Below are 21,334 nucleotides of genomic sequence, written 5' to 3'. Positions count from 1 at the left end.
TAAAAATTTTTGTTGCGAAAGACTAGAAGGTGCATATAGTGTACAGAACGGATTTGGTCTTAATTTTAGAATTGTGAAATTTGGTAATGTTCCAAACATGTTGGTAATAAATTAGAGTATTGAAAATCAATACTCTAATTTTAAAAATACTAGTAAAAATGTAAGGTTGAGATAATATTGGGGATAGCCAGAGCAGAAGAAAGGAGAAAATAGGCTATTTAAAATATTGAAGATCATACAAGGTGTTTCAGATGTTGGTAAAAAGACCACCTTGGAAATGCCAGGGTAACCTTTGCCAAAAACAGCACAGGCGCTCCTGAAATTATCGATACCAACAATTATTACCCTTTTGGGCTGAACCATATCTCGGGCTCGTTCAGCACCTCAGGTTTCGGAAGTTTCTACAGCTATAAATATAATGGCAAAGAACTTCAGGAAAACGGAATGTATGATTATGGTGCCAGGATGTATATGCCGGATTTGGGAAGATGGGGAACCACAGATCCATTAGCTGAAGCATTCAGAAGATTTAGCCCATATCATTATGGAGCTGATAATCCTGTTATGTTTGTTGATCCTGATGGGATGAGAAATAAGCCGTATGAGGGAGGATTAGAAATTAATGTACCGGATGGCTCATGGTGGTTTGCAGGCGGAAGTGGAAATTTCACCTCAGGATATATAGAGAATAACTGGATCGGTAAACGAACCGGAGGAGGTAGCGCATCAGCCGACTTTGATTCACCATCCTCCGGAGGATTATCGTTTACAAGTTTGGAGGCAATTACCTTTGCTCAATCATATTTTGGTGGTGGCGGAAATATTGGGGCCTTGTTCTCTATGGTTGAGCAATTAAAGAAAGCAGGTTGGAGTGATCCTATTAATAAAAAAGCAAATTTCAAAGATTGGATGCAATTAGTTGATAAGGTTCCTTCTTTAGCAGATATTTATAAATATTTTACTAAAGAGACTCCCATAGAATTTCAAAAAGGTGGAACAGATGCTCCAGGACAGCTTTTAAGTTCTACCAATATAATTGCTCTTAATATGACGAAAATTGATAATATTTTACATTTATCATTTACGTTGGGTCACGAAATGAATCATGTATTTGATAATGTTTTTTTTAAAGATAAGTTTAGTGAAATAACAGAATTAAGAAATCAAAGTAGCCTTCCTTTCTTGAACTCTTTTTATTTTTATAAAGAGGCTACAGGTCTAGGATGGGAAATGCAAATGGGGAACGGGAACTTAAAAGGAGGAGACGGATTTGGTGCTGCGTCATTTTATTATGGACCTAATGGTGCAAATAAATATAACCAAGCTACAATTGATAAGGTTAACACTTATATGTATCAACTAATCAAAGCACGTGAAATAGAATATAATAACCGTAAATAAAATAATAATGATTCATAACGTACTAAAAATATTTCAAATCATCTTTGTATTTTCAATATTTGGACAATTTGAAGCTCAAATTAAAATTAACTGGAATTTAGATTCTCAAAAAAAAATTGCTAATATTACTCTATATAATGAAAGTAATGAAAATATTATAATTCCAATTGATACTACATCATTGCAACCATATTATAGTGATAATTATAATATTATTAAGGATGAATGGATTGATCAATATCCTTTTTTTGGATTGACTATCAATATTTATGATAATTTTGAACAAAAAAATGTAGAAACTTATTTACATTCTGGACTAGATTTATCAGATTTAAAAAAAATAAAAATAAAGAATGACTCTATAAAAAAAGAATTTAATGTCAAAATAGAAAAATGGGGAAAGAAAAACAATGTTCCTAAATCAGATGTCAAAATAAATTATTATATAATGAATAATTTATTGCTTCTTAAACCACAAGAAAAGATTGTATTTCATGTTCCTTTTAATCTAAAAAATATTACAAATAGAGATGTTGGGCCTTTGCAAGGCTTTTATGTTCTAGATAATGAAAAAGAAAATATAGGGTATCTTTCTATTTCAATAGATAAAGAAGCTTACATAAAATATCTTACTAAATCGCAAAGACAAAAGCTTAATAGATATAAACTATTTACGGGTTCTATTAAAAGTAATAAGATTAAGATATTACCCATAGAATAAATTCTCCAAATACAACTATCTTCGGCTGGTACAAGCGTTTCGACTATTTTCCGGTAATGTTAATAAATTAGAGTATTGATTTTCAATACTCTAATTTTAAAAATACTAGTAAATTACCAGTATAACGGGAAAGAATTGCAAAAGGAAACCGGCTGGAATGATTACGGGGCAAGGATGTATATGTCGGACATCGGAAGATGGGGTGTTATAGATCCATTGGCAGAAACCTCCAGAAGGTTTACCCCATATAATTACGCTTTTAATAACCCGATAAGCTTTATAGACCCGGATGGAAGGCGTGCCATGTCGCCGGCGGAAAAAGACCCCGGCTCTATGGGCTTTGGAAACGGAATGCTATCCTATTATGCCAGTGGTGGAAAAGGAAGCCGTGCAAACATCATGGCATTTACAGGACAGCAAGACTATTTCTTGGAAGGAGCATATGACGCCAAACCATGGACAGGTGGTGGTGGAGAAACTTTTGGTGAGACTCAGGCTTATAGAGATTTGATGGCATCTATCAAAAATGGAGGAGATTTCTCACTGAAAACCAATAATGGCTATATGAGCTGGTGGACAGGAGGAGCTTTAGGAGATGCCAATACAGCACAAGAAATGGTAGGACATGTATTGAAGCTTGGTGAGAATTTTCCTTCTAATAAAGAAATAACTCCTTGGCAATTAGGTGTAGAGTGGCTTTCAGGAACAGGTCCAAGACATCGAGATTTTACTAATGGAGACTTAATGACAGAAATGTTAAGACAACATAGTTATGTACAAGCCACTAGGGATATTATCCTATCTAAAATGGCTTTAAGTCAAAGTAGTTTAGAGGGATCAAATTCTTATAAGCTAGGTGGTATAAAAGGAGTCGGGCTTTATCTTAAAGATTATTCAACGTTATTAACAGGCGGGTTAACAGGGAATTTAGCAGTAACATATTTAGGATCTTATAACTTAGAATACACGGCAGCAGCATATAATAAGAGTGTAGTTGTTTCATTTCATGTTGAAAATTCTTCTACAATGCAATCTGCTTCCCGCCCTCCTGTGCTTGGCTATCTACCAATTTGGCAACAGACAGCGGGGAAACTTATTAATGAAAAATTTAAAACAGGTTGGGGGTCTAAAACTACTCAATCATTTCACTGGACAGAAGTATTATATCTAAAATGAAAACAAAATTAAAATATTTATTAATTACACTATTAACAATTATGCTATATAGTTGTGGTGAAACTAAGCCAAAACAATCAGATTTTATAGGTACTTGGAAGTCATCTGATAATGCATATATCAAACTAAATAAAAATGGAACTTGTATTTTGAAAGGGGTCGATCATTATAAAATCAGTAGTTTTCCAAAAAATAAAAATAGAAAATTAAATACTGAAGGAACTTGGCAGTTTACAGAAAATGTAGAAAGTGGTATTATTGATAATATAGACAATGGAATTACTATAAAATATAATCTACCCGAGGGAACAAAAGGGGAAATTTTATTTTATATCTCAGGGCAAGGTATCAATGGAAATAATCCACCTTGGAATATTTTTATATGGGAAGGTGATCCTGATGAAATGCTAAAATACGAGTTTGTAAAAAATAATTAAATACATAAGCAACAAACTGCAAGCTAGTGTTAGCGTTCATATCAGGTGTTTCAGATGTGTTGGTAAAAAGACCACCTTGGAAATGCCAGGGTAACCTTTGCCAAAAACAGCACAGGCGCTCCTGAAATTATCGATACCAACAATTATTACCCGTTTGGACTGAACCATATCTCGGGCTCATTCAGTACCTCAGGTTTCGGAAGTTTCTACAGCTATAAATATAATGGCAAAGAACTTCAGGAAAACGGAATGTATGATTATGGTGCCAGGATGTATATGCCGGATTTGGGAAGATGGGGAACCACAGATCCATTAGCTGAAGCATTCAGAAGATTTAGCCCATATCATTATGGAGCTGATAATCCTGTTATGTTTGTTGATCCTGATGGGATGAGAAATAAGCCGTATGAGGGAGGATTAGAAATTAATGTACCGGATGGCTCATGGTGGTTTGCAGGCGGAAGTGGAAATTTCACCTCAGGATATATAGAGAATAACTGGATCGGTAAACGAACCGGAGGAGGTAGCGCATCAGCCGACTTTGGTTCACCATCCTCCGGAGGATTGTCGTTTACAAGTTTGGAGGCAATTACCTTTGCTCAATCATATTTTGGTGGTGGCGGAAATATTGGGGCCTTGTTCTCTATGGTTGAGCAATTAAAGAAAGCAGGTTGGAGTGATCCTATTAATAAAAAAGCAAATTTCAAAGATTGGATGCAATTAGTTGATAAGGTTCCTTCTTTAGCAGATATTTATAAATATTTTACTAAAGAGACTCCCATAGAATTTCAAAAAGGTGGAACAGATGCTCCAGGACAGCTTTTAAGTTCTACCAATATAATTGCTCTTAATATGACGAAAATTGATAATATTTTACATTTATCATTTACGTTGGGTCACGAAATGCTCCATCTATATGATTCATATTTTGTGAATCGTTCATTACGAGATTATTTCGGAAATGGAACTGTAGGTACGAGTGCTATATTATTATATAATGAATATAGATCTTATCGTTGGATGGATAGTTTAGGATATAAAACAAAAAGTGGAAATGAATTGAATATTCTTAATATTATTAAGTTTGGATATGCTGATAAACTTAATAGTAGGAATAGTGATTTAGGAACACAAGCTTATAATTTATTTTTAGAAAAATATAAATTGTTAGATTCTATTTATAAAATACCATAAAATATGAAATATCTTCTTGTATTATTTTTGACAATAATCAATGTTAAATCTCAATTATTATTAAATATTAAATCGTTAGATACTGATGATAAGAGTAAAATAATTGTGATGGAAATTTATAATAATTCAAATATTACGTGTTCAATTCCTATAGATACTGTAAGTTTTAAACCATTTGGCAAGGAATATATTGCAGATAACTTTAGACCTTTAATTGAACTGAAACGTAAAAATAAGTCTGTAAATTATGAAACTGGATTAATAGAATTAGATGACACACAGATTGATCTTGCTAATAAAAGAAATCAGCTTACATATTTAGAAAGTAAGGACGGAATAATTAAAATTAAGCCAAAAGAAAAACTAGTAATTCCGATCAAATTTAATCCTTTTCAATTTAATGTAGAAAATGGTAAATATGATAGTTTTAATATTATAAGCAATCAAGATTATATTATCACTGTCTATCTTACTATTTGTAGTTCTAATCCGCCAGCTCATAATAAAGAGAAAATTAATTATGCGATAAAAAGTAATCCTATTAGAATTAAGTGGAATTTAAAAAATACTAAGTATATTAAATGGTGATTTTTTCAATTAGCTTAGGCTTTGTAAATAGATAAAATCCCAATTCGTCACTGTATTAATTATATTTTAATAAGGTTGCCCTTGCAATAGCAGGGGTTTACTATTGAAGCACGTGAAATAGAATATAATAACCGTAAATAAAATAATAATGATTCATAACGTACTAAAAATATTTCAAATCATCTTTGTATTTTCAATATTTGGACAATTTGAAGCTCAAATTAAAATTAACTGGAATTTAGGATGGGTTTGGTATAGAGATGGTGCAGCTATGCAGAGAAATTTTAATATTATAATGACAAAATATGGAGTTAAAACAATTAAATAAAATAACAATTTTATTAGCTTTAATTATAAACATAAATGCATTTCCTCAAATGAAAATGGCAGATATAGAAGGTAAGCAATTTTCCATTGATTTAAAAGCAGAAAAAAGAAATATTATAAAGATATTGGATAATGATAATTATAGTGTATTTTATCTTTTAAATAGGAAAAAATTTGATTTTGATAAAAAACATAGAAATGTTGATTTGGTAAATCTAATTTTCTTTTCTAAAAAGTATAATAAAGGAATACTTACTCTATTCAAACAAAGTATTGACTATAAAAAGAAAGCTATTTACAATATTACTTTATACTCAGGTTTGGCAGGTAATTACATGTTTGTACCCTCAATGATTATAGTCGATCAGAATTTTGATTATGAATACCTAATGATGTACAGTTATATTCATCCACCATATGATATGAATACATATAAATCTAGCATTTCAATACAGGATAATAGAAATCGTTGTAATATTATACACATTGATCTAAAAGGAAATGCTGTTTACGAAAATATAGATGACATTTTGAGTAATATTTCTAAGGTACCTAAAGAGAATAGCTCTGAAAAAGAATGTAATCCTGTAATTTATGATATTGATCTGAAAGATTTTTTTCCTGAAAAGATCATTAAATAAATTTTAGTAATGTTCCAAATATGTTGGTAGTAAATTAGAGTATTGAAAATCAATACTCTAATTTTAAAAAATGAATAGAAACCTCAATCTACCATGATATTGTGGATAAGGCATAGGAGAAAATAGGCTGTCTAAAATATTGAAGGTCATATCAGGTGTTTCAGATGTGTTGGTAAAAAGACCATCTTGGAAATACCAGGGTAAGTTTTGCCAAAAACAGCGCAGGCGTTCCTGATTATCGATACCAATAACTATTATCCTTTTGGGCTGAACCATATCTCAGGCTCGTTCAGTACCTCAGGTTTCGGAAGTTTCTACAGCTATAAATATAATGGCAAAGAACTTCAGGAAAACGGAATGTATGATTATGGTGCCAGGATGTATATGCCGGATTTGGGAAGATGGGGAACCACAGATCCATTAGCTGAAGCATTCAGAAGATTTAGCCCATATCATTATGGAGCTGATAATCCTGTTATGTTTGTTGATCCTGATGGAATGAGAAGTGTTCCTTATGACGGAGGAATTATCAGTAATGTTCCTGAGGGTTCCTTTCCTGATGGAATGAGAAGTGTTCCTTATGACGGAGGAATTATCAGTAATGTTCCTGAGGGTTCCTTTTGGTTTGCGGGGATGAATGGAAGTTTTATTTCTACTCCTGAATTTAAACAAGGAAGTCGTACCGGTGGAGGAAATAACAAAGGAACTGTACAAGGACCTAAGCCTGGTTTCTGGGGAAGAGTAAGCAATTGGTGGGATCGTTTGTTTGGCAGAAATAAAGGGGCTGATATTTTAACGCTTACAAGAGGAGCTGAGGTTTCCAGGGCAGTTGAAGTTGGAGAACCAATACGAATTGCTGAATTTTTCTCAGCTATAGAGGTAACGTCAGTAGCCGTAGGAGCAGCAACTTTAGGAGCTGTGTTAACACCTGTCATGATGAAAGATCCAGAATATAACTGGACAAGGGATTTACCTTTAACTGTACCTGTTACAACAACAGCTGATGAATCAGAGCCAGAAAAAATGATTATGTTATATCGAGGAGTTTCGTCGAAAGCTAAAGGCTCTATGTATTTTGAAGCATCACAAGGTATTGCTATACCGAATGGTTACAGACAAGTTGCTGCAACTTGGGGACCTCACAGTGACATGGAAGCACATGCCGGAGGGGATAATTTAAGTATCTGGACAAGTTGGAGTACAAGTAAAGAATCTGCTAGAGATTTTGCTACAGGCGTAGCAATGTATGAAAATGGAATTCCAGGAATTATCATTTCTAAACAATTTAAAGTTGGAACAGTACTCCCTAATCCCTATAATCCACAAGAAGCGGAATGGTTGGTTCCAGGCGTAGTATATGGAGCGAAAGTTGAGTATGTTTTACCCAGATAAAAATAAAATCTCAAAATATGTTAACTGAAGAAAAAATTTTTAATTTAATTAAAGAGAAAAGGAAATTTTTAGAAACTTTTGAAAACTATAAAGTTAAGATTAGTAATAGTAATAATTTCGAAAGAGAAAATCTGATTGGAGTATATAAAATTAGACAATATACTGCTACTCGAACAGGAAATAATAAGTTGTCTGATGAAATGGGTACTCTGATCTTAAACCTGGAAAATTATACTGGAAATAAATTAAGATTAGTGAGCTTATTGGGAAAAACATACTATGGAATATATTATTTGAGTGAAAATTTTGATAAAGTTATTGGATATTTAGATAGAGAAATTGACGATAACGAATTTAATTTAATGAAATAATAATAGTTCCAAGCTGGTTCTTGCATCAAGCTTGTATCCAATAAATATAGTAAAACCACTGTTTTTGGACATACCCTAAAAAGTTAGGTAATGTTTCAGATAGGTAGGCACGCAATATCCATGGGCATTCCAAAAGGAGATCTCAATTAAAATATTCAGAGAAAGAGTAACTATAACGGTTGCTCTTTCTATTTTTATAAGATAAACAGCTCTTTATGAATGTAAAAAGCTATTCATGTTCCGAATGTGTTGGTGAAGATTTTTTCAGAAGGAAAACTAATCCTGTTGGGCTTGTGTACGCCATAAACAAAAACAAAACAAATTAAACTGTAACATTTTTTACATTATATTGACTAATGTAAAAAACTAATATATGTTTCTAAAGTTCCTTAGGCTTGAAATAAAAAGCTTTTTTCGTGGTACATCTTTAGGGATCAATCTGACCATGAAAATTCTCCGTTTCATAGGAATTCTCTACTTTATCGGATGTCTTGTGGGCGGAGCATTTATTGCCTTTTTCTACATTCAGGAGGAAATGCATCAGAATCCTTTACAGGTGGTTTCAAAATTCATGATCGTTGCATGGATTATTGATCTTGTTCTCAAATATCTCTGGCAGGAAATCCCCACACAGAACATGAAGCCATTCCTAACGATGAATATCCGGAAGAATACGCTGGTCAATTATATGCTGGCCAAAACTTTTCTTTCAGCATTCAGCTGGCTGAGCTCTCTATTCTTTATTACCTTTTCACTGATTGCCGTATTCAATGGATATAGTATTTTGGGAATCATGGTGTGGCTGATTGGTGTGATTTCACTATTGTACCTGAATAATTTTATCAACATTTTTTTCAACGGTAAAGAGACCCTGGCGGTGATTATCGGAATATGCTTTCTGGGCATAGGAGCGTTGGGATATTACAATATTGTTCCGGTTTTATCATATTCTGAGTCGGTTTTCTTTAGTTTCTATGAAAAGCCATACGTTGTACTGATCCCTGTTGTTTTGTTCGTAATGCTGTGGTGGATATGTTTCCGTTACCTGCGTCAGGAGTTCTATCTGGATCAGGGGCTTGAAGCGAAGAAGACGGTCGGGAAAACAGAAAATATTGCCTTCCTGAATAAATACGGCGTTATCGGGACATTTATCAATAATGATATTAAAATGTTGAGACGCAATAAAGTACCCAAAGGAATTTTGCTGGGCAGCTTTATGTTTCTGTTCTACGGATTGCTGATGTTTACTTCTTCAATGTATAAAACACCAGCTATGATGATGTTTATGGGACTTTTTGTAACAGGAGGTTTCCAGTTTCTTTTTGGACAGAGAGTTCCCGCTTTTGACAGTTCATACTATCCGTTGATGATGACCTTGAACGTTCCTTACAAAGAATATCTGAAAGCAAAATGGTGGCTGATGAATATTGTAACAGGAGTTTCTGTGATTATAGCGGTTTGTTATGCCTATTTTGGCTGGGAAGTTTACGTTACATTTTTTGCCGCAGGTTTATATAATATCGGTGTAAATTCTCAATTTACCTTGTGGTCCGGAGCTTTCAATAAAACTCAGATTGACCTGAATTCAAAAGAGAAACGATTGGGACAGAAAGGGAGCTTCAATATGATTGCCATGTTTCTGCTGATTCCTAAAATGTTACTTCCGATGGGTGTATTTGCTTTAACAAAATATTTGTGGGGAATTACCGGAGGAGTAATCAGTATTGCAATTATCGGAATTATCGGATTTTTCCTGAGAGAGAAGATCTTTGATATTATTGTAAAACTTTACAAAAAAGAAAAATACAGCACACTGGATGCATTTAAAAATATAAGTTAAACCATGATCAACATACAAAATTTATCCAAAACATACGGAACAGCAACCGTTCTCAATATTGAACATCTTGAAATTCCCAACGGAGAAACATTTGGTCTCGTGGGAAACAACGGGGCAGGAAAAACAACGCTTTTCAGCCTTATGCTGGATCTGATTCAGGCTACGACAGGATTTGTAAGCATTGACGGAATTAAGGTTAACGAATCTGAAGCCTGGAAAAATAAAGTTTCAGCCTTTGTAGATGATACTTTTCTCATCGGCTATCTTACGCCTGAAGAATATTTTTACTTTATCGGAGAGCTGAGAGGCCAGAACAAAGCTTCAGTAGACGAATTCCTTAAGCCTTTCCACGATTTTTTCAATGGAGAAATCCTGAAATCCGGGAAATATGTCCGTGATCTTTCAAAAGGAAATCAGAAAAAAGTAGGAATTGTAGGAGCTATTATTGGGAATCCTGAGATTATTATTCTTGATGAACCTTTTGCCAACCTCGATCCGTCTACCCAGATCAAGCTTAAAAACCTGATCAAGGAATTATCAAAACAGGATGGTGTTACTTTCCTTATTTCCAGCCATGATCTTTCCCATACTACAGAAGTTTGCAACAGAATTGTGGTGGTGAACAAAGGGGTGTTGGTAAAAGATATTCAGACCAATCCGGAAACCTTGAAAGATCTGGAACAATATTTTGCAGATCAGGTTTCAGTTTCGGATATTTAATACCACAAAAATAGAGGTATGAATACAATAGAATCACAGAATGTAACAGATTATCCCAACAGCAATACAATTTTCATGGTCTGGAAACTTAATGACAGCCCTGAGCTGAAAGAAGTTTTTCAGGAACTATGTGCTTTGGTTTTAAATCTTAACAATTCGGTGTTTAACCGCTTTCCGGACTGCAGGGCAAGCTGTGTCATGGGAATTGGTGCGGAAGCATGGAAAAAACTGGAACTTCCAACACCTCTGCCAAAGGAATTAGCTAATTTTGAAGAAATAAAAGGGATAAAACATACGGCTGTTTCTACTCCCGGGGACCTTCATTTTCATCTGAGGGCAGATAATAAAAGCCTGATTTTTGATATGGCTGTCGAGATCTCCCGGTTATTAAGCTCAGTGGCCGAAAGTATTCTGGAGGTTCATGGATTCAAATACTGGGATGCACGTTCTATTCTTGGTTTTGTTGACGGAACGGAAAATCCGCATGGTGATGACCGGGATTATTTTGGAAAAGTAGGAGATGAAGACCTTCAGTATAAAGGAGGAAGCTATCTTTTTGTTCAGAAATACCTTCACAATATGGATGCCTGGAAAGGCTTATCCACGGAAGAGCAGGAAAAAGTAATCGGAAGATCAAAAGAGAATGATATTGAAATGTCTGATGCTGTAAAACCTTCAAATTCACATATTGCTTTAGCCAATATCGAGGGCGAAAACGGTGAAGAATTGAAAATAGTCAGAGATAATATGCCTTTCGGAAATCCTTCTACCAATGAGTTCGGAACTTATTTTATTGCCTATTCAAGTACATTTACAACAACAAAAAAGATGTTGACCAATATGTTTATAGGTGATCCTCCCGGAAATTATGACAGAATTTTAGATTTCAGCACAGCAGTTACAGGAACGCTTTTCTTTGTTCCTACCAGAAATTTGCTTGATGAATTTTCAGGATAAAATGAAAGGCTGCCTCTTTCAAGGCAGTTTTTTTAATGGAGAAACTGCTGCAATCAATAATACAGAATAGTTAAAACGCAAAGAAGATACATCTTAATTCTGGGTATTTTGGGGGCAAAGAAAATTCCGTCAAAGACGGATGATTAAGCGTACGCTTCAGGGCAGATTTCATCTGCTAAACCTTATCTGCCTTAAAATTATACATCTGGTAAATGAATTCTTTGCGTTTTTTATTATTGAATTTAAAAGAGTCTGAAAAGTTTAAAACAGATTGTAAATAAAATTTTTTTTCAAAAATTGTAACCTTTTTTTGTTTTGATTGTCTTTAGTATAGAAACAGCATAAACATGAAACTCTTGTTCGGAAATAAAAAGAATGATTTGTTAAGCCTCCTGAAGAAACAGGATCCGGCTGCACAGAAGATTTTCTATGAGCAGAATGTCAGGAAATTCCTGAGTGTCAGCAAAAGCTATGTGAGCGATTTGTATCAGGCGGAAGATTGTCTTATAAAAGCTTTCTGTAAAATCTTTAAACACATAGAAAGCTTCAGAGGAGAATCGAATCTGGATAGCTGGGCAAGAAAAATTGTTGTGAATGAATGCCTGAACTTTATCAAAAGTCATAAAACAGTTTTCTATCTGGACGAGATCAATCCATCTTTTCATGAAGACATCCACGAGCCGGAGATTGATTATGATTTTAATGCACAGGATCTGTTAGATCAGCTGCCTGATGCTTACAGAATGGTTTTTAACCTGTATGTACTGGAAGGATATTCTCATCAGGAAATTGCAGATACATTACAGATTTCAGTGGCAGTGAGCAAAACACAGTTGTTCAGAGCAAAAGAAAAGTTAAGAAATATTTACTTTCAACAACAAAAAAAAGTGAAAAATGAAAACGTCTAAAGATACTATTGAATACCAGATCAAAAAACAGATGGAGGAAAGAGAGATTGCTCCTTCCCGTGATCTCTGGTCTGAAATTGAGTTTCATAATAACAATAATCGCGGTTCCAAATCAAAAATGAACTGGTTTTTAGTGGCAGCATGTTTAATGTTGACCTTCGGTTTAGGTACTGTTCTGTTTTTTATCAATCAGCCTTCAGAGATTGAACCTGTCATGGTGAAGACTGCAGAAAAAGCTTCTTCTGATAAAATTGTAACTGATTCTATTCACGATAATATTTCTCTGACAGCTCAGAACAATGAAAAGAAAGAAGAGAATCAGACATCACCCTCCGATAAAACAGAAGGGATTTCTGCGGTGGCAATTGCACAGACTCCACTGATTCCTAAAGAGAACCTTCCTTTGAAAAAACAGGAAATTCCTCAGCTTACTCATCCTCAGCTCATGGCAAAAGCCGATTCTTTAAAAACTCCGGTTAAAAAGAAGAAATATGTAGACCCATCCACACTTCTTTTTTCAGTAGAACATAAAGATGTCATCGAAAAAACAAAAGATGGAAGTAACGTGGCGACTACTATCGATCTGAATGCCAGATAACGTATCCGTAAAAATTTAAAAATTAATAATATGATCAAGAAATTAATCGTAATGGGATTGTTGTGCTCTTTTTCTGCGTCATTCTATGCACAGAAGACCTTCAATATTAACCTGTCTTCTAAAAAAGATACAGAGGTAAGCCCGATTGTAAAAGAGAAAGTAGAAGAATATGCAGCAAAAATCAATACCATTATCCAGGAAGAGAAAAAGCTGATGGAAGAAGAACTGTTGGTTCTGCAGGCAAAAAACCTGGATAAGGCAGATTTTGACAGAGAAAAAGCTAAGATTGCAGACCGCTATTCCGAGAAAATGGATAAGAGGATTGAAGAACTGGGATTCGACCTGGATGATGTGATTCAGAAGCAGGTAAGATATTCTCTCCTGAATACTGATGTGACTTCCAAAGAAGAGCTTAAAGAAAAATTGCTGAAAAAATTCCGTCCTACCAGAAGCTTTACCGGATATTTTTCTTACGGAATTATGACTTTAACAAACAGTTCTCCGGATAATGAACTGGATAAAAATATAGGATACGCCAATAACCTGGAATTTGGTCTGAAACTGAATTATCAGCTTAGCAGGACAAGCCCGTGGGCTGTTACTTCAGGACTGGGGTTTTCCTGGAGAACGGTGAGAACAGATAATAATATGTTCTTTACCAAAAGTGCAGATCAGGGAGTTTCTTTGGTTCAAGCTAATGAAAATCTGGATAAAAGTAAACTGAGAACAGGATATATTATTGTTCCTCTTGGGATGCAGTATAATTTTTCCAAACTTAAAAATGGTGGAATGGATGTTCAGTACAGAAGTTATTACACAGGATTTAAAATTGGAGCCAATGTATATGGTGGCGTAAAAATGTCTACCAACAATATTGTAAAAGGAATTGATGGTGAAACCAGAGACCGCGGAAATTATCAGGTGAATCCTTTCGTCTACGGAGCACAGCTTACTGTTTCTTATAACAGTTTCAGCTTATTTGTTAAAAAAGATTTCAGCAACTTCTTTAAAGACGGTTATTTCAAAAATGATAAAGCACTGATATTAGGCTTAACCATCGGATTAGATTAAATAGTACTTTGATAGCAAATGAAAAACTCCGGGAAAGGCTCCCGGAGTTTTTACATAGTATCAGTTATAAAATCATTATTTTAAGCTTCCAACCATATCTTCGGGTTTTACCCATTCGTCAAACTGTTCAGCAGTTAACAAGCCAAGGTTGATGGCTTCTTCTTTTAGTGTGGTTCCGTTTTTATGGGCTGTCTTGGCAATCTTGGCAGCATTTTCATACCCGATGTGAGTATTTAAAGCGGTCACCAGCATTAAAGATTTGTCTACAAGCTCTTTAATTCTCTCATGATTCGGCTCAATACCTATTGCACAGTGATCATTGAAAGAAATACATGCATCGGCAATCAATTGTGCAGATTGCAGGAAATTGTACGCCATTACCGGTTTGAAAACATTCAGTTCATAATTCCCCTGAGTTCCGGCAAATGATATGGTCGTATCGTTTCCTAAAACCTGTGCGCAAACCATGGTCATCGCTTCATTCTGAGTAGGATTTACTTTCCCAGGCATAATAGAAGATCCCGGCTCATTCTCAGGAATATGGATTTCTCCAATTCCCGAACGTGGCCCTGATGCCATCAGTCTCACGTCCTGAGCAATTTTGTATAAAGAAACAGCCAGCTGCTTTAAAGCCCCGTGAGATTCTACAATCGCATCATGTGCAGCGAGGGCTTCAAATTTATTTTCAGCAGTAACAAAAGGGTGTTTTGTAAATTGAGCAATATATTCTGCCACTTTTACATCGTAGCCTTTAGGCGTATTCAAACCTGTTCCTACGGCTGTTCCGCCTAATGCGAGTTCAGAAAGATGAGGTAGGGTATTTTTTAAAGCTCTCAATCCGAATTCCAGCTGGGCTGCATAACCTGAAAATTCCTGTCCAAGAGTAAGCGGGGTGGCATCCATGAGATGGGTTCTCCCGATCTTGACAACATCTTTGAAGGCTTTTGATTTCTCAGACAACGTATTTTTTAGTTTCTCAACAGCGGGAATGGTTACTTCCACCACTTTGGTATACGCAGCAATGTGCATGGCAGTGGGATAGGTATCATTCGAAGACTGGGATTTATTCACATCATCATTCGGGTGTATTTCAGATTTTTCTCCCAATGTGCCGCCGTTATTAACATGAGCTCTGTTGGAAATCACTTCATTCACATTCATGTTCGACTGTGTTCCGGAACCTGTCTGCCAGATCACCAGAGGAAACTGGTCATTCAATTTTCCCTCCAGAATTTCATCACATACTTTCGCGATCATATCTCTTTTTTCCACAGGAAGTACTCCCAGATCAGTATTGGCATAAGCGGCAGCCTTCTTCAGATAAGAAAAAGCTTCAATGATTTCATGCGGCATTGAACCCTCAGGTCCTATTTTGAAATTATTTCTGGAACGTTCCGTCTGTGCACCCCAAAGTTTATCTGCAGGTACCTGCACTTCTCCCATGGTGTCTTTTTCTATTCTGTAATTCATAGTGTTGAAATTTGTATGATCTTTTATTTTTTACGCCAAAAAAATTGTTGGTAGTATCATGTTTAATGAAATAAATAATATTTTGGCTTTGTTTATTTAGCTTCTATAAAGGTACTTATAAACTCAGAAACCTACAATTTATAATCATTATAAATATCAATATAAATGACTGATTTTACTCATATTTTTTTAAAGGAGGCGTATTTTTGTACAAACAAAAATTGAATGGATTTTAGATATCAGGATCCGTATCCTATTCAGAAAGATGATACGGTGTACAAAAAACTTACATCAGATTATGTAAAGGTTGAAAAGCTGGGTGACAGAGAAATTTTAACAGTAGATCCGAAGGGACTGGAGTTATTGGCAGAAGAAGCCATGGCAGATGTTTCTTTCATGCTTCGCTCTTCACACCTGGAAAGCCTTAGAAGAATTATTGATGATCCTGAAGCTACAGATAATGACAGATTCGTTGCTTACAACCTTTTACAGAATGCTGCAGTAGCTGCAGAAGGAGCTCTTCCTTCATGTCAGGATACAGGTACAGCGATTGTAATGGGAAAGAAGGGAGAAAATGTATATACAGGAGTAGATGATGGCGAATACCTGAGCAAAGGAATTTACAATACCTATCAGAAAAGAAACTTAAGATATTCTCAGGTCGTTCCTTTAACGATGTTTGATGAGAAGAATTCCGGATCCAACCTTCCTGCACAGATTGATATCTATGCTAAAAAAGGAGATTATTACGAATTTTTATTCTTAACGAAAGGAGGAGGTTCTGCCAATAAAACATTCTTATATCAAAAGACAAAATCTTTATTGAACGAAAAATCTCTTGAAGAATTCATCAAAGAAAAAATTTCAGACCTTGGTACCGCTGCATGCCCTCCATACCACTTAGCATTGGTAATCGGAGGAACTTCAGCTGAAGCCAATCTTGCAGCCGTTAAAAAAGCATCAGCAAAATATTATGATCATCTTCCGACAGAAGGAAATGAGGCCGGACAGGCATTCAGAGACCTTGAATGGGAAGCTAAAGTTCAGAAAATCTGCCAGGAAAGTGCCATTGGAGCTCAGTTTGGAGGAAAATACCTTACTCACGATGTAAGAGTGATCAGACTTCCGAGACACGCGGCATCTTGTCCTGTTGGAATGGGAGTTTCCTGTTCTGCAGACAGAAATATCAAAGGAAAAATTACCAAAGAAGGGATCTTCCTGGAGCAACTGGAACAGGATCCGAAAAGATTCTTACCTGATACGCCTCCACATCTGGAAGAAGCTGTTGAGATTAACCTGAACAAGCCAATGCCGGAAATTCTTGCTGAACTTTCCAAATATCCGATCAAAACAAGATTAAAACTGAACGGAACATTAATCGTTGCAAGAGATATTGCTCACGCAAAAATCAAAGAAATTATCGACAGCGGGAAGCCAATGCCGGAATATTTCAAAAATCACCCGATCTATTACGCAGGACCTGCAAAAACTCCGGAAGGAATGGCTTCAGGAAGTTTCGGACCTACTACTGCCGGAAGAATGGACGTTTATGTAGACGAGTTCCAAAGTCATGGTGGAAGTATGATCATGCTGGCAAAAGGAAACAGAAGTAAGGATGTTACCAATGCATGTCATAAATACGGAGGTTTCTATCTTGGATCTATCGGAGGGCCGGCTGCTATTCTTGCGAAAGACAATATTGTGTCTGTAGATGTGGTAGACTTCCCGGAATTAGGAATGGAAGCCGTAAGAAAAATTGAAGTAAAAGACTTCCCCGCATTCATCATTTCCGATGATAAAGGCAATGATTTCTTCGCAAATCTTGCTCACTAATTAGTTTAAAATTAAAATAAATAACAAAATAGAACGCTGATCTTTTGTGTAAAAAGGAAAAAAGTTCTATTTTTGCCTAAAATCTTTAAGAGAATGATAACGATATTATCAGCATTTTGGCCGTTCTACCAGTTCCTTTGGACTATATTCTTCATTACTATGTTCTTAGTGGGATTCTGGTGTATTTTTATGTTCTTCGGATTAGTAATCCCAATGTGGCTAACTGAAGGTTTGAAAGAGTATTTCGGAAAAGTAAAGCCTTTCGACCCTGAAGATATCAGAAGAAAGCTTATTACTGAGCAGGAAGGTGTAGAAGTTATCTATAACGAGCCGAAAGGAAACGGACCTTTCCTTCACGATCACGGACATCATCATTAATTGATTGTCATTGCTTTTTCACCTGAATTCTGAAAAAGTAATATCAAAGCAAAACAACATATATAGACCGCTTAAGCAATTAAGCGGTTTTTCTATTTATTATTTCTCAGACTTTCAGGAGATACCCCAAATTTCTTTTTAAAAGCCCTGGTAAAGTTCTGGAGATACTCATAACCGCACTCAATAGCAATTTCTTTGATCATAATTTCTTTATTGGTAATCATTTTCTTTGCTTTCAGCATCCTGAGCTCCGAAATATAGTGAGCAATCGTTGTATGATACTGCGTTTTGAATTCCTTTCTGACAGTATTCTGGTTCAGTCCAAAATATTTTCCAATTTCCTCTGCTTTTATATTTCTATGGTAATTTTCATCAATGAATTTCCTGATCATTTCAGGCGTTTTTGGAGTGTCTTCGAAAATGTTTTTTTCATTAAATTGCTCAAAGATCAGGATAAGAAGTTTGATAATCTTTGCTTCTATAAATAACTTCTGCATGATTCCTTTCTTATTATAATCCAGAATCTCTTTTACAATCATATGCATCTCAACCGTCATGTCCGGCGGCGTTTCTTTATGAAGGAAAATGAAATTATTATGAATCATATTTTCCAGAATTTCAGCATTTTCACGATTATGCTCGGGATTGATGAGGTTAAAAATATATTGATAATTAATCTGAATCTGGAGATACCTCAGAATTTCCTGGTTTTCTGTCCACAGTTCAGCAACACTTTCTTTAGGAGAATAATGGAGGATGTATTGATTTTTTTTGAATAAAAACTGGGTTCCGCAATCATGACCTTCTAAATTAATGCCATCACTCAACATGAAAATCAAATTAAAACTTGATTTCCCCTCCAGCATATGAGACTTGAAGGATTGATCAGGACACAGGTCTTCCTGCATGATGATTTTGATGTCCTCGGATATGAACAAATGTCCACTTTTTAATTGACGCCTCATACAACACATTTTTACAGCCATGGTACAACTTCTTAAGATAAAAGTCCTCCGCAGGATAACCAAAAGTTCGAAAATGATAACTCGGGGTTGATAATGTGAGGTACTTTTGCGCAAAATTAAATTAAATTTAGAATAATTAAAAATAATATTTCATATGTTTAAAGATTTACATTTTGCAATACGGAAAATCAGAACGGGATTAGCATTGCTAACCGTGGCTGGAAGCTATATATATGCCCAGCAATGGGAAAATGTAGGAGGCATTCAGGATGTATCTGCAGGAGGAAGCAGTTTTAATAATCTTGTTATTGATAACTCGGGAAACTATTATCTGTCCTATTATGATGTTTCAGTAGCTAAAGGCTCTGTTCAGAAATTTAACGGAAACTCGTGGTCTTACTTAGGAGGAACGCCCGGAGTTACTACAGGAACTGCCACTTACAACTCATTGTCTATAAGTCCGAACGGAAACAGTATTTATTATACCAATCAGCTTGGTTATCCGGGCTCCGGGATGGAAGTACGCTTATTTACAGGATCTTTATGGTCCCAGCTTCCGAATGTTACAGACAGTTCCGTTAATTATCAGGCTTCTGCCGTTTCCTCTGATAATATCATTTTCACGTATGGTTCTTATGGTTCAGGAACGGTTAAAAGATATTCCGGAGGAACATGGGAGCAGATAGGAAATGCAGGTTTTTCGGGCGGGGCTGACTTCGCTGAAATGGTTATCGGAACCAATAATATGATCTATACCTGTAATGTTTCCGGAGGGATAAAAGTATATCAGAACAGTACAGATGCAAGTTCAGCACAAAACTGGACTCTGGTAGGAGGAACAGCTGCAGATGCTTCTTCATCAGGAGAGCAGTATAATGCTGATATTGCTTTAGATGGAGCAAACAGAATTTATGTTGCTTATGTTTCCAACTCCGGAGGAGGAAGGAAGTTGAATGTCAGAAAGTTTGACGGAAACTCCTGGGTGCAGGTTGGAAATGCCAATTTTTCTGAGGGAAGAGTACAGCATATTGCCTTAGCCGTAACAGAATCAGGAAAGCCATATGTGGTAGCCAGCCGTTTTGAAAATGATAATTTCCTGAGAAATACCGTTTATCAATTAGACGATTCGCAAAACTGGGTTCCTTTTGGAGGTGATTTTGTTTCAGCTGGAGAGGCAAAATATAATGATTTAGCAATAGATAAGGCACAAAATTATCTTGTTTTGGCTTATTCCGACAATACAACAAAGGTGAAAAGAATTTCTCTGAACCTTAATCCACAAACATGCAGCAATACAGATCCTGGAACCAATGTTGGTGATATTGGTTGTGTAAGTTTTATGTATCGCGGACAACAGGTTGCTTATACTACGGTAAGAGGAGCAGACGGAAAAATATGGCTTCAGCAGAACCTGGGAAGTACACAGGTGGCTTCATCAGTAGCGGATGCAAATTCTTATGGGGACCTTTTCCAATGGGGAAGATGGGATGATGGTCACCAGCTTAGAAATTCTCAGATCGTACCGGCACCATCTCCCAACACTCCGGAAGGAACAAATACCACTGCGGGAAGTTATGTTGCAGGATCTCCAGGATGGTGGGCAGGTTTTGCAGGTTCGGATACGTGGGCAGGAGTATCTGCTGCGGATGTGAATGCTTCTGCAGGTATAGATCCTTGTAAAGCAATAGGAGCAGATTGGAAGATGCCTTCTCAGGCGGAGTGGACTACTTTAATTGGAGCTGAAAGTATTTCTAACCCAACAACGGCTTATAACAGTCATCTTAAATTACCGGCAGGAGGCTACAGAAGCTCCAGTGACGGGAACTTTACTTTTGTAGGGCAAAGAGGATATTTCTGGAGCTCTGATACATCAAGTCTGGGAGGAAAATATCTGTATATCGGTTCAACGATTGCCAATCCATCTGCCGGAGCTATGAGAGGGCAGGGATCATCAGTAAGATGCATCAAGCCTACCTCTTCTTTAGGGACTTCAGAAATCAAACTGAATCAATCTGTTATTGGAATGTATCCTAACCCAACCAAAGGAATGCTTATGGTTAAAGCTGATTCAGGAATTGAAAGAGTAAACGTTACCAATGCTGTAGGGCAAAGAATGAATATACAGTTTTCGGATCAACAGATCAATTTGACTGAACTTCCTTCAGGATTATACATCGTAGAGTTAAAGTTAAAGAACGGACAATCAGTTTCTAAAAAGATTATAAAGGAGTAAGCGGATCTCAATATCAAAGATTTCGCCAAAAGAAATTAGTTCATTACAATTACTTTTATTGGAAGGCTCATGAAATTTTCATGAGCCTTTTTTTTATTATTATTTCTCCGAAA

At 35.8% G+C, this 21,334-nt stretch carries 20 protein-coding genes and 1 pseudogene; 19 read left to right on the top strand and 2 right to left on the bottom strand.

What is annotated here, in order from left to right; translation table 11 throughout:
* The first annotated feature begins 321 nt into the window (after window positions 1–321).
* From V0410_RS14375 to V0410_RS14300, 16 genes and pseudogenes are all read left to right on the top strand, one after another.
* Window positions 322–1,401: an RHS repeat domain-containing protein gene (locus V0410_RS14375; RefSeq protein WP_330747705.1), complete on the top strand. Its 1,080-nt coding sequence runs from the start codon at window positions 322–324 to the stop codon at window positions 1,399–1,401.
* A 7-nt stretch (window positions 1,402–1,408) separates the two neighbouring features.
* On the top strand, window positions 1,409–2,122 hold the full coding sequence (locus V0410_RS14370) for a hypothetical protein (RefSeq protein WP_330744413.1): 714 nt from the start codon (window positions 1,409–1,411) through the stop codon (window positions 2,120–2,122).
* 114 nt (window positions 2,123–2,236) lie between these two features.
* Window positions 2,237–2,419: pseudogene (locus tag V0410_RS23020) on the top strand (RHS repeat-associated core domain-containing protein); the annotation flags it as partial.
* A gap of 875 nt (window positions 2,420–3,294) precedes the next feature.
* On the top strand, window positions 3,295–3,735 hold the full coding sequence (locus V0410_RS14360) for a hypothetical protein (protein WP_330744409.1): 441 nt from the start codon (window positions 3,295–3,297) through the stop codon (window positions 3,733–3,735).
* Window positions 3,736–3,861: 126 nt separating this feature from the next.
* Window positions 3,862–4,929, top strand: a complete 1,068-nt coding sequence (locus V0410_RS14355; RefSeq protein WP_330747703.1) for an RHS repeat domain-containing protein — start codon at window positions 3,862–3,864, stop codon at window positions 4,927–4,929.
* 3 nt (window positions 4,930–4,932) lie between these two features.
* A complete protein-coding gene (locus tag V0410_RS14350; protein WP_330744408.1) occupies window positions 4,933–5,517 on the top strand; it encodes a hypothetical protein in 585 nt (194 codons plus the stop codon).
* Window positions 5,518–5,665: 148 nt separating this feature from the next.
* The gene (locus tag V0410_RS14345) at window positions 5,666–5,845 is read left to right on the top strand and encodes a hypothetical protein (protein ID WP_330744406.1); all 180 of its coding nucleotides are present in this window, start codon (window positions 5,666–5,668) and stop codon (window positions 5,843–5,845) included.
* A complete protein-coding gene (locus tag V0410_RS14340; RefSeq protein WP_330744404.1) occupies window positions 5,823–6,485 on the top strand; it encodes a hypothetical protein in 663 nt (220 codons plus the stop codon). The genes V0410_RS14345 and V0410_RS14340 overlap by 23 nt, the downstream gene beginning before the upstream one ends.
* A 207-nt stretch (window positions 6,486–6,692) precedes the next feature.
* Complete coding sequence (locus V0410_RS14335; protein WP_330744402.1) at window positions 6,693–7,877, top strand: RHS repeat-associated core domain-containing protein; 1,185 nt, start codon at window positions 6,693–6,695, stop codon at window positions 7,875–7,877.
* Between the two features lie 17 nt (window positions 7,878–7,894).
* Window positions 7,895–8,248, top strand: coding sequence for a hypothetical protein (locus tag V0410_RS14330; RefSeq protein WP_002984683.1), 354 nt, complete (start codon window positions 7,895–7,897; stop codon window positions 8,246–8,248).
* A 373-nt stretch (window positions 8,249–8,621) separates the two neighbouring features.
* A complete protein-coding gene (locus V0410_RS14325; protein ID WP_330744393.1) occupies window positions 8,622–10,088 on the top strand; it encodes a DUF5687 family protein in 1,467 nt (488 codons plus the stop codon).
* A gap of 3 nt (window positions 10,089–10,091) precedes the next feature.
* Window positions 10,092–10,808 (top strand): ABC transporter ATP-binding protein, encoded by a 717-nt coding sequence (locus tag V0410_RS14320; protein WP_330744390.1) that lies wholly within the window; start codon window positions 10,092–10,094, stop codon window positions 10,806–10,808.
* Between the two features lie 18 nt (window positions 10,809–10,826).
* The gene (locus tag V0410_RS14315) at window positions 10,827–11,765 is read left to right on the top strand and encodes a Dyp-type peroxidase (protein WP_330744389.1); all 939 of its coding nucleotides are present in this window, start codon (window positions 10,827–10,829) and stop codon (window positions 11,763–11,765) included.
* Between the two features lie 347 nt (window positions 11,766–12,112).
* Complete coding sequence (locus V0410_RS14310) at window positions 12,113–12,673, top strand: RNA polymerase sigma factor (protein ID WP_330744387.1); 561 nt, start codon at window positions 12,113–12,115, stop codon at window positions 12,671–12,673.
* Window positions 12,660–13,271 (top strand): hypothetical protein, encoded by a 612-nt coding sequence (locus tag V0410_RS14305; RefSeq protein WP_330744386.1) that lies wholly within the window; start codon window positions 12,660–12,662, stop codon window positions 13,269–13,271. The genes V0410_RS14310 and V0410_RS14305 overlap by 14 nt, the downstream gene beginning before the upstream one ends.
* Before the next feature lie 30 nt (window positions 13,272–13,301).
* Window positions 13,302–14,342 (top strand): porin family protein, encoded by a 1,041-nt coding sequence (locus V0410_RS14300; protein WP_330744384.1) that lies wholly within the window; start codon window positions 13,302–13,304, stop codon window positions 14,340–14,342.
* A gap of 75 nt (window positions 14,343–14,417) precedes the next feature.
* Here V0410_RS14300 and fumC read toward each other — a convergent pair whose 3' ends face one another.
* On the bottom strand, window positions 14,418–15,812 hold the full coding sequence (gene fumC / locus V0410_RS14295) for a class II fumarate hydratase (protein WP_330744382.1): 1,395 nt from the start codon (window positions 15,810–15,812) through the stop codon (window positions 14,418–14,420).
* Window positions 15,813–16,037: 225 nt separating this feature from the next.
* On the opposite strand from fumC, the gene V0410_RS14290 reads away from it, so the two are divergent.
* Window positions 16,038–17,645: a fumarate hydratase gene (locus V0410_RS14290; protein WP_330744380.1), complete on the top strand. Its 1,608-nt coding sequence runs from the start codon at window positions 16,038–16,040 to the stop codon at window positions 17,643–17,645.
* A gap of 93 nt (window positions 17,646–17,738) precedes the next feature.
* Window positions 17,739–18,023: a hypothetical protein gene (locus V0410_RS14285; protein WP_171006268.1), complete on the top strand. Its 285-nt coding sequence runs from the start codon at window positions 17,739–17,741 to the stop codon at window positions 18,021–18,023.
* A gap of 92 nt (window positions 18,024–18,115) precedes the next feature.
* Here V0410_RS14285 and V0410_RS14280 read toward each other — a convergent pair whose 3' ends face one another.
* The gene (locus tag V0410_RS14280; protein ID WP_330744378.1) at window positions 18,116–18,988 is read right to left on the bottom strand and encodes a helix-turn-helix transcriptional regulator; all 873 of its coding nucleotides are present in this window, start codon (window positions 18,986–18,988) and stop codon (window positions 18,116–18,118) included.
* Between the two features lie 154 nt (window positions 18,989–19,142).
* Between V0410_RS14280 and V0410_RS14275 the strand changes: the two genes are divergently transcribed.
* On the top strand, window positions 19,143–21,221 hold the full coding sequence (locus V0410_RS14275) for a T9SS type A sorting domain-containing protein (RefSeq protein ID WP_330744376.1): 2,079 nt from the start codon (window positions 19,143–19,145) through the stop codon (window positions 21,219–21,221).
* Window positions 21,222–21,334: the final 113 nt, after the last annotated feature.

It is taken from the genome of Chryseobacterium sp. CP-77 (genome assembly GCF_036362765.1).
Lineage (GTDB): Bacteria > Bacteroidota > Bacteroidia > Flavobacteriales > Weeksellaceae > Chryseobacterium > Chryseobacterium cupriresistens.
Note: the sequence above shows the minus strand (reverse complement) of the source record. Positions and strands in the feature narration are given on the sequence as shown.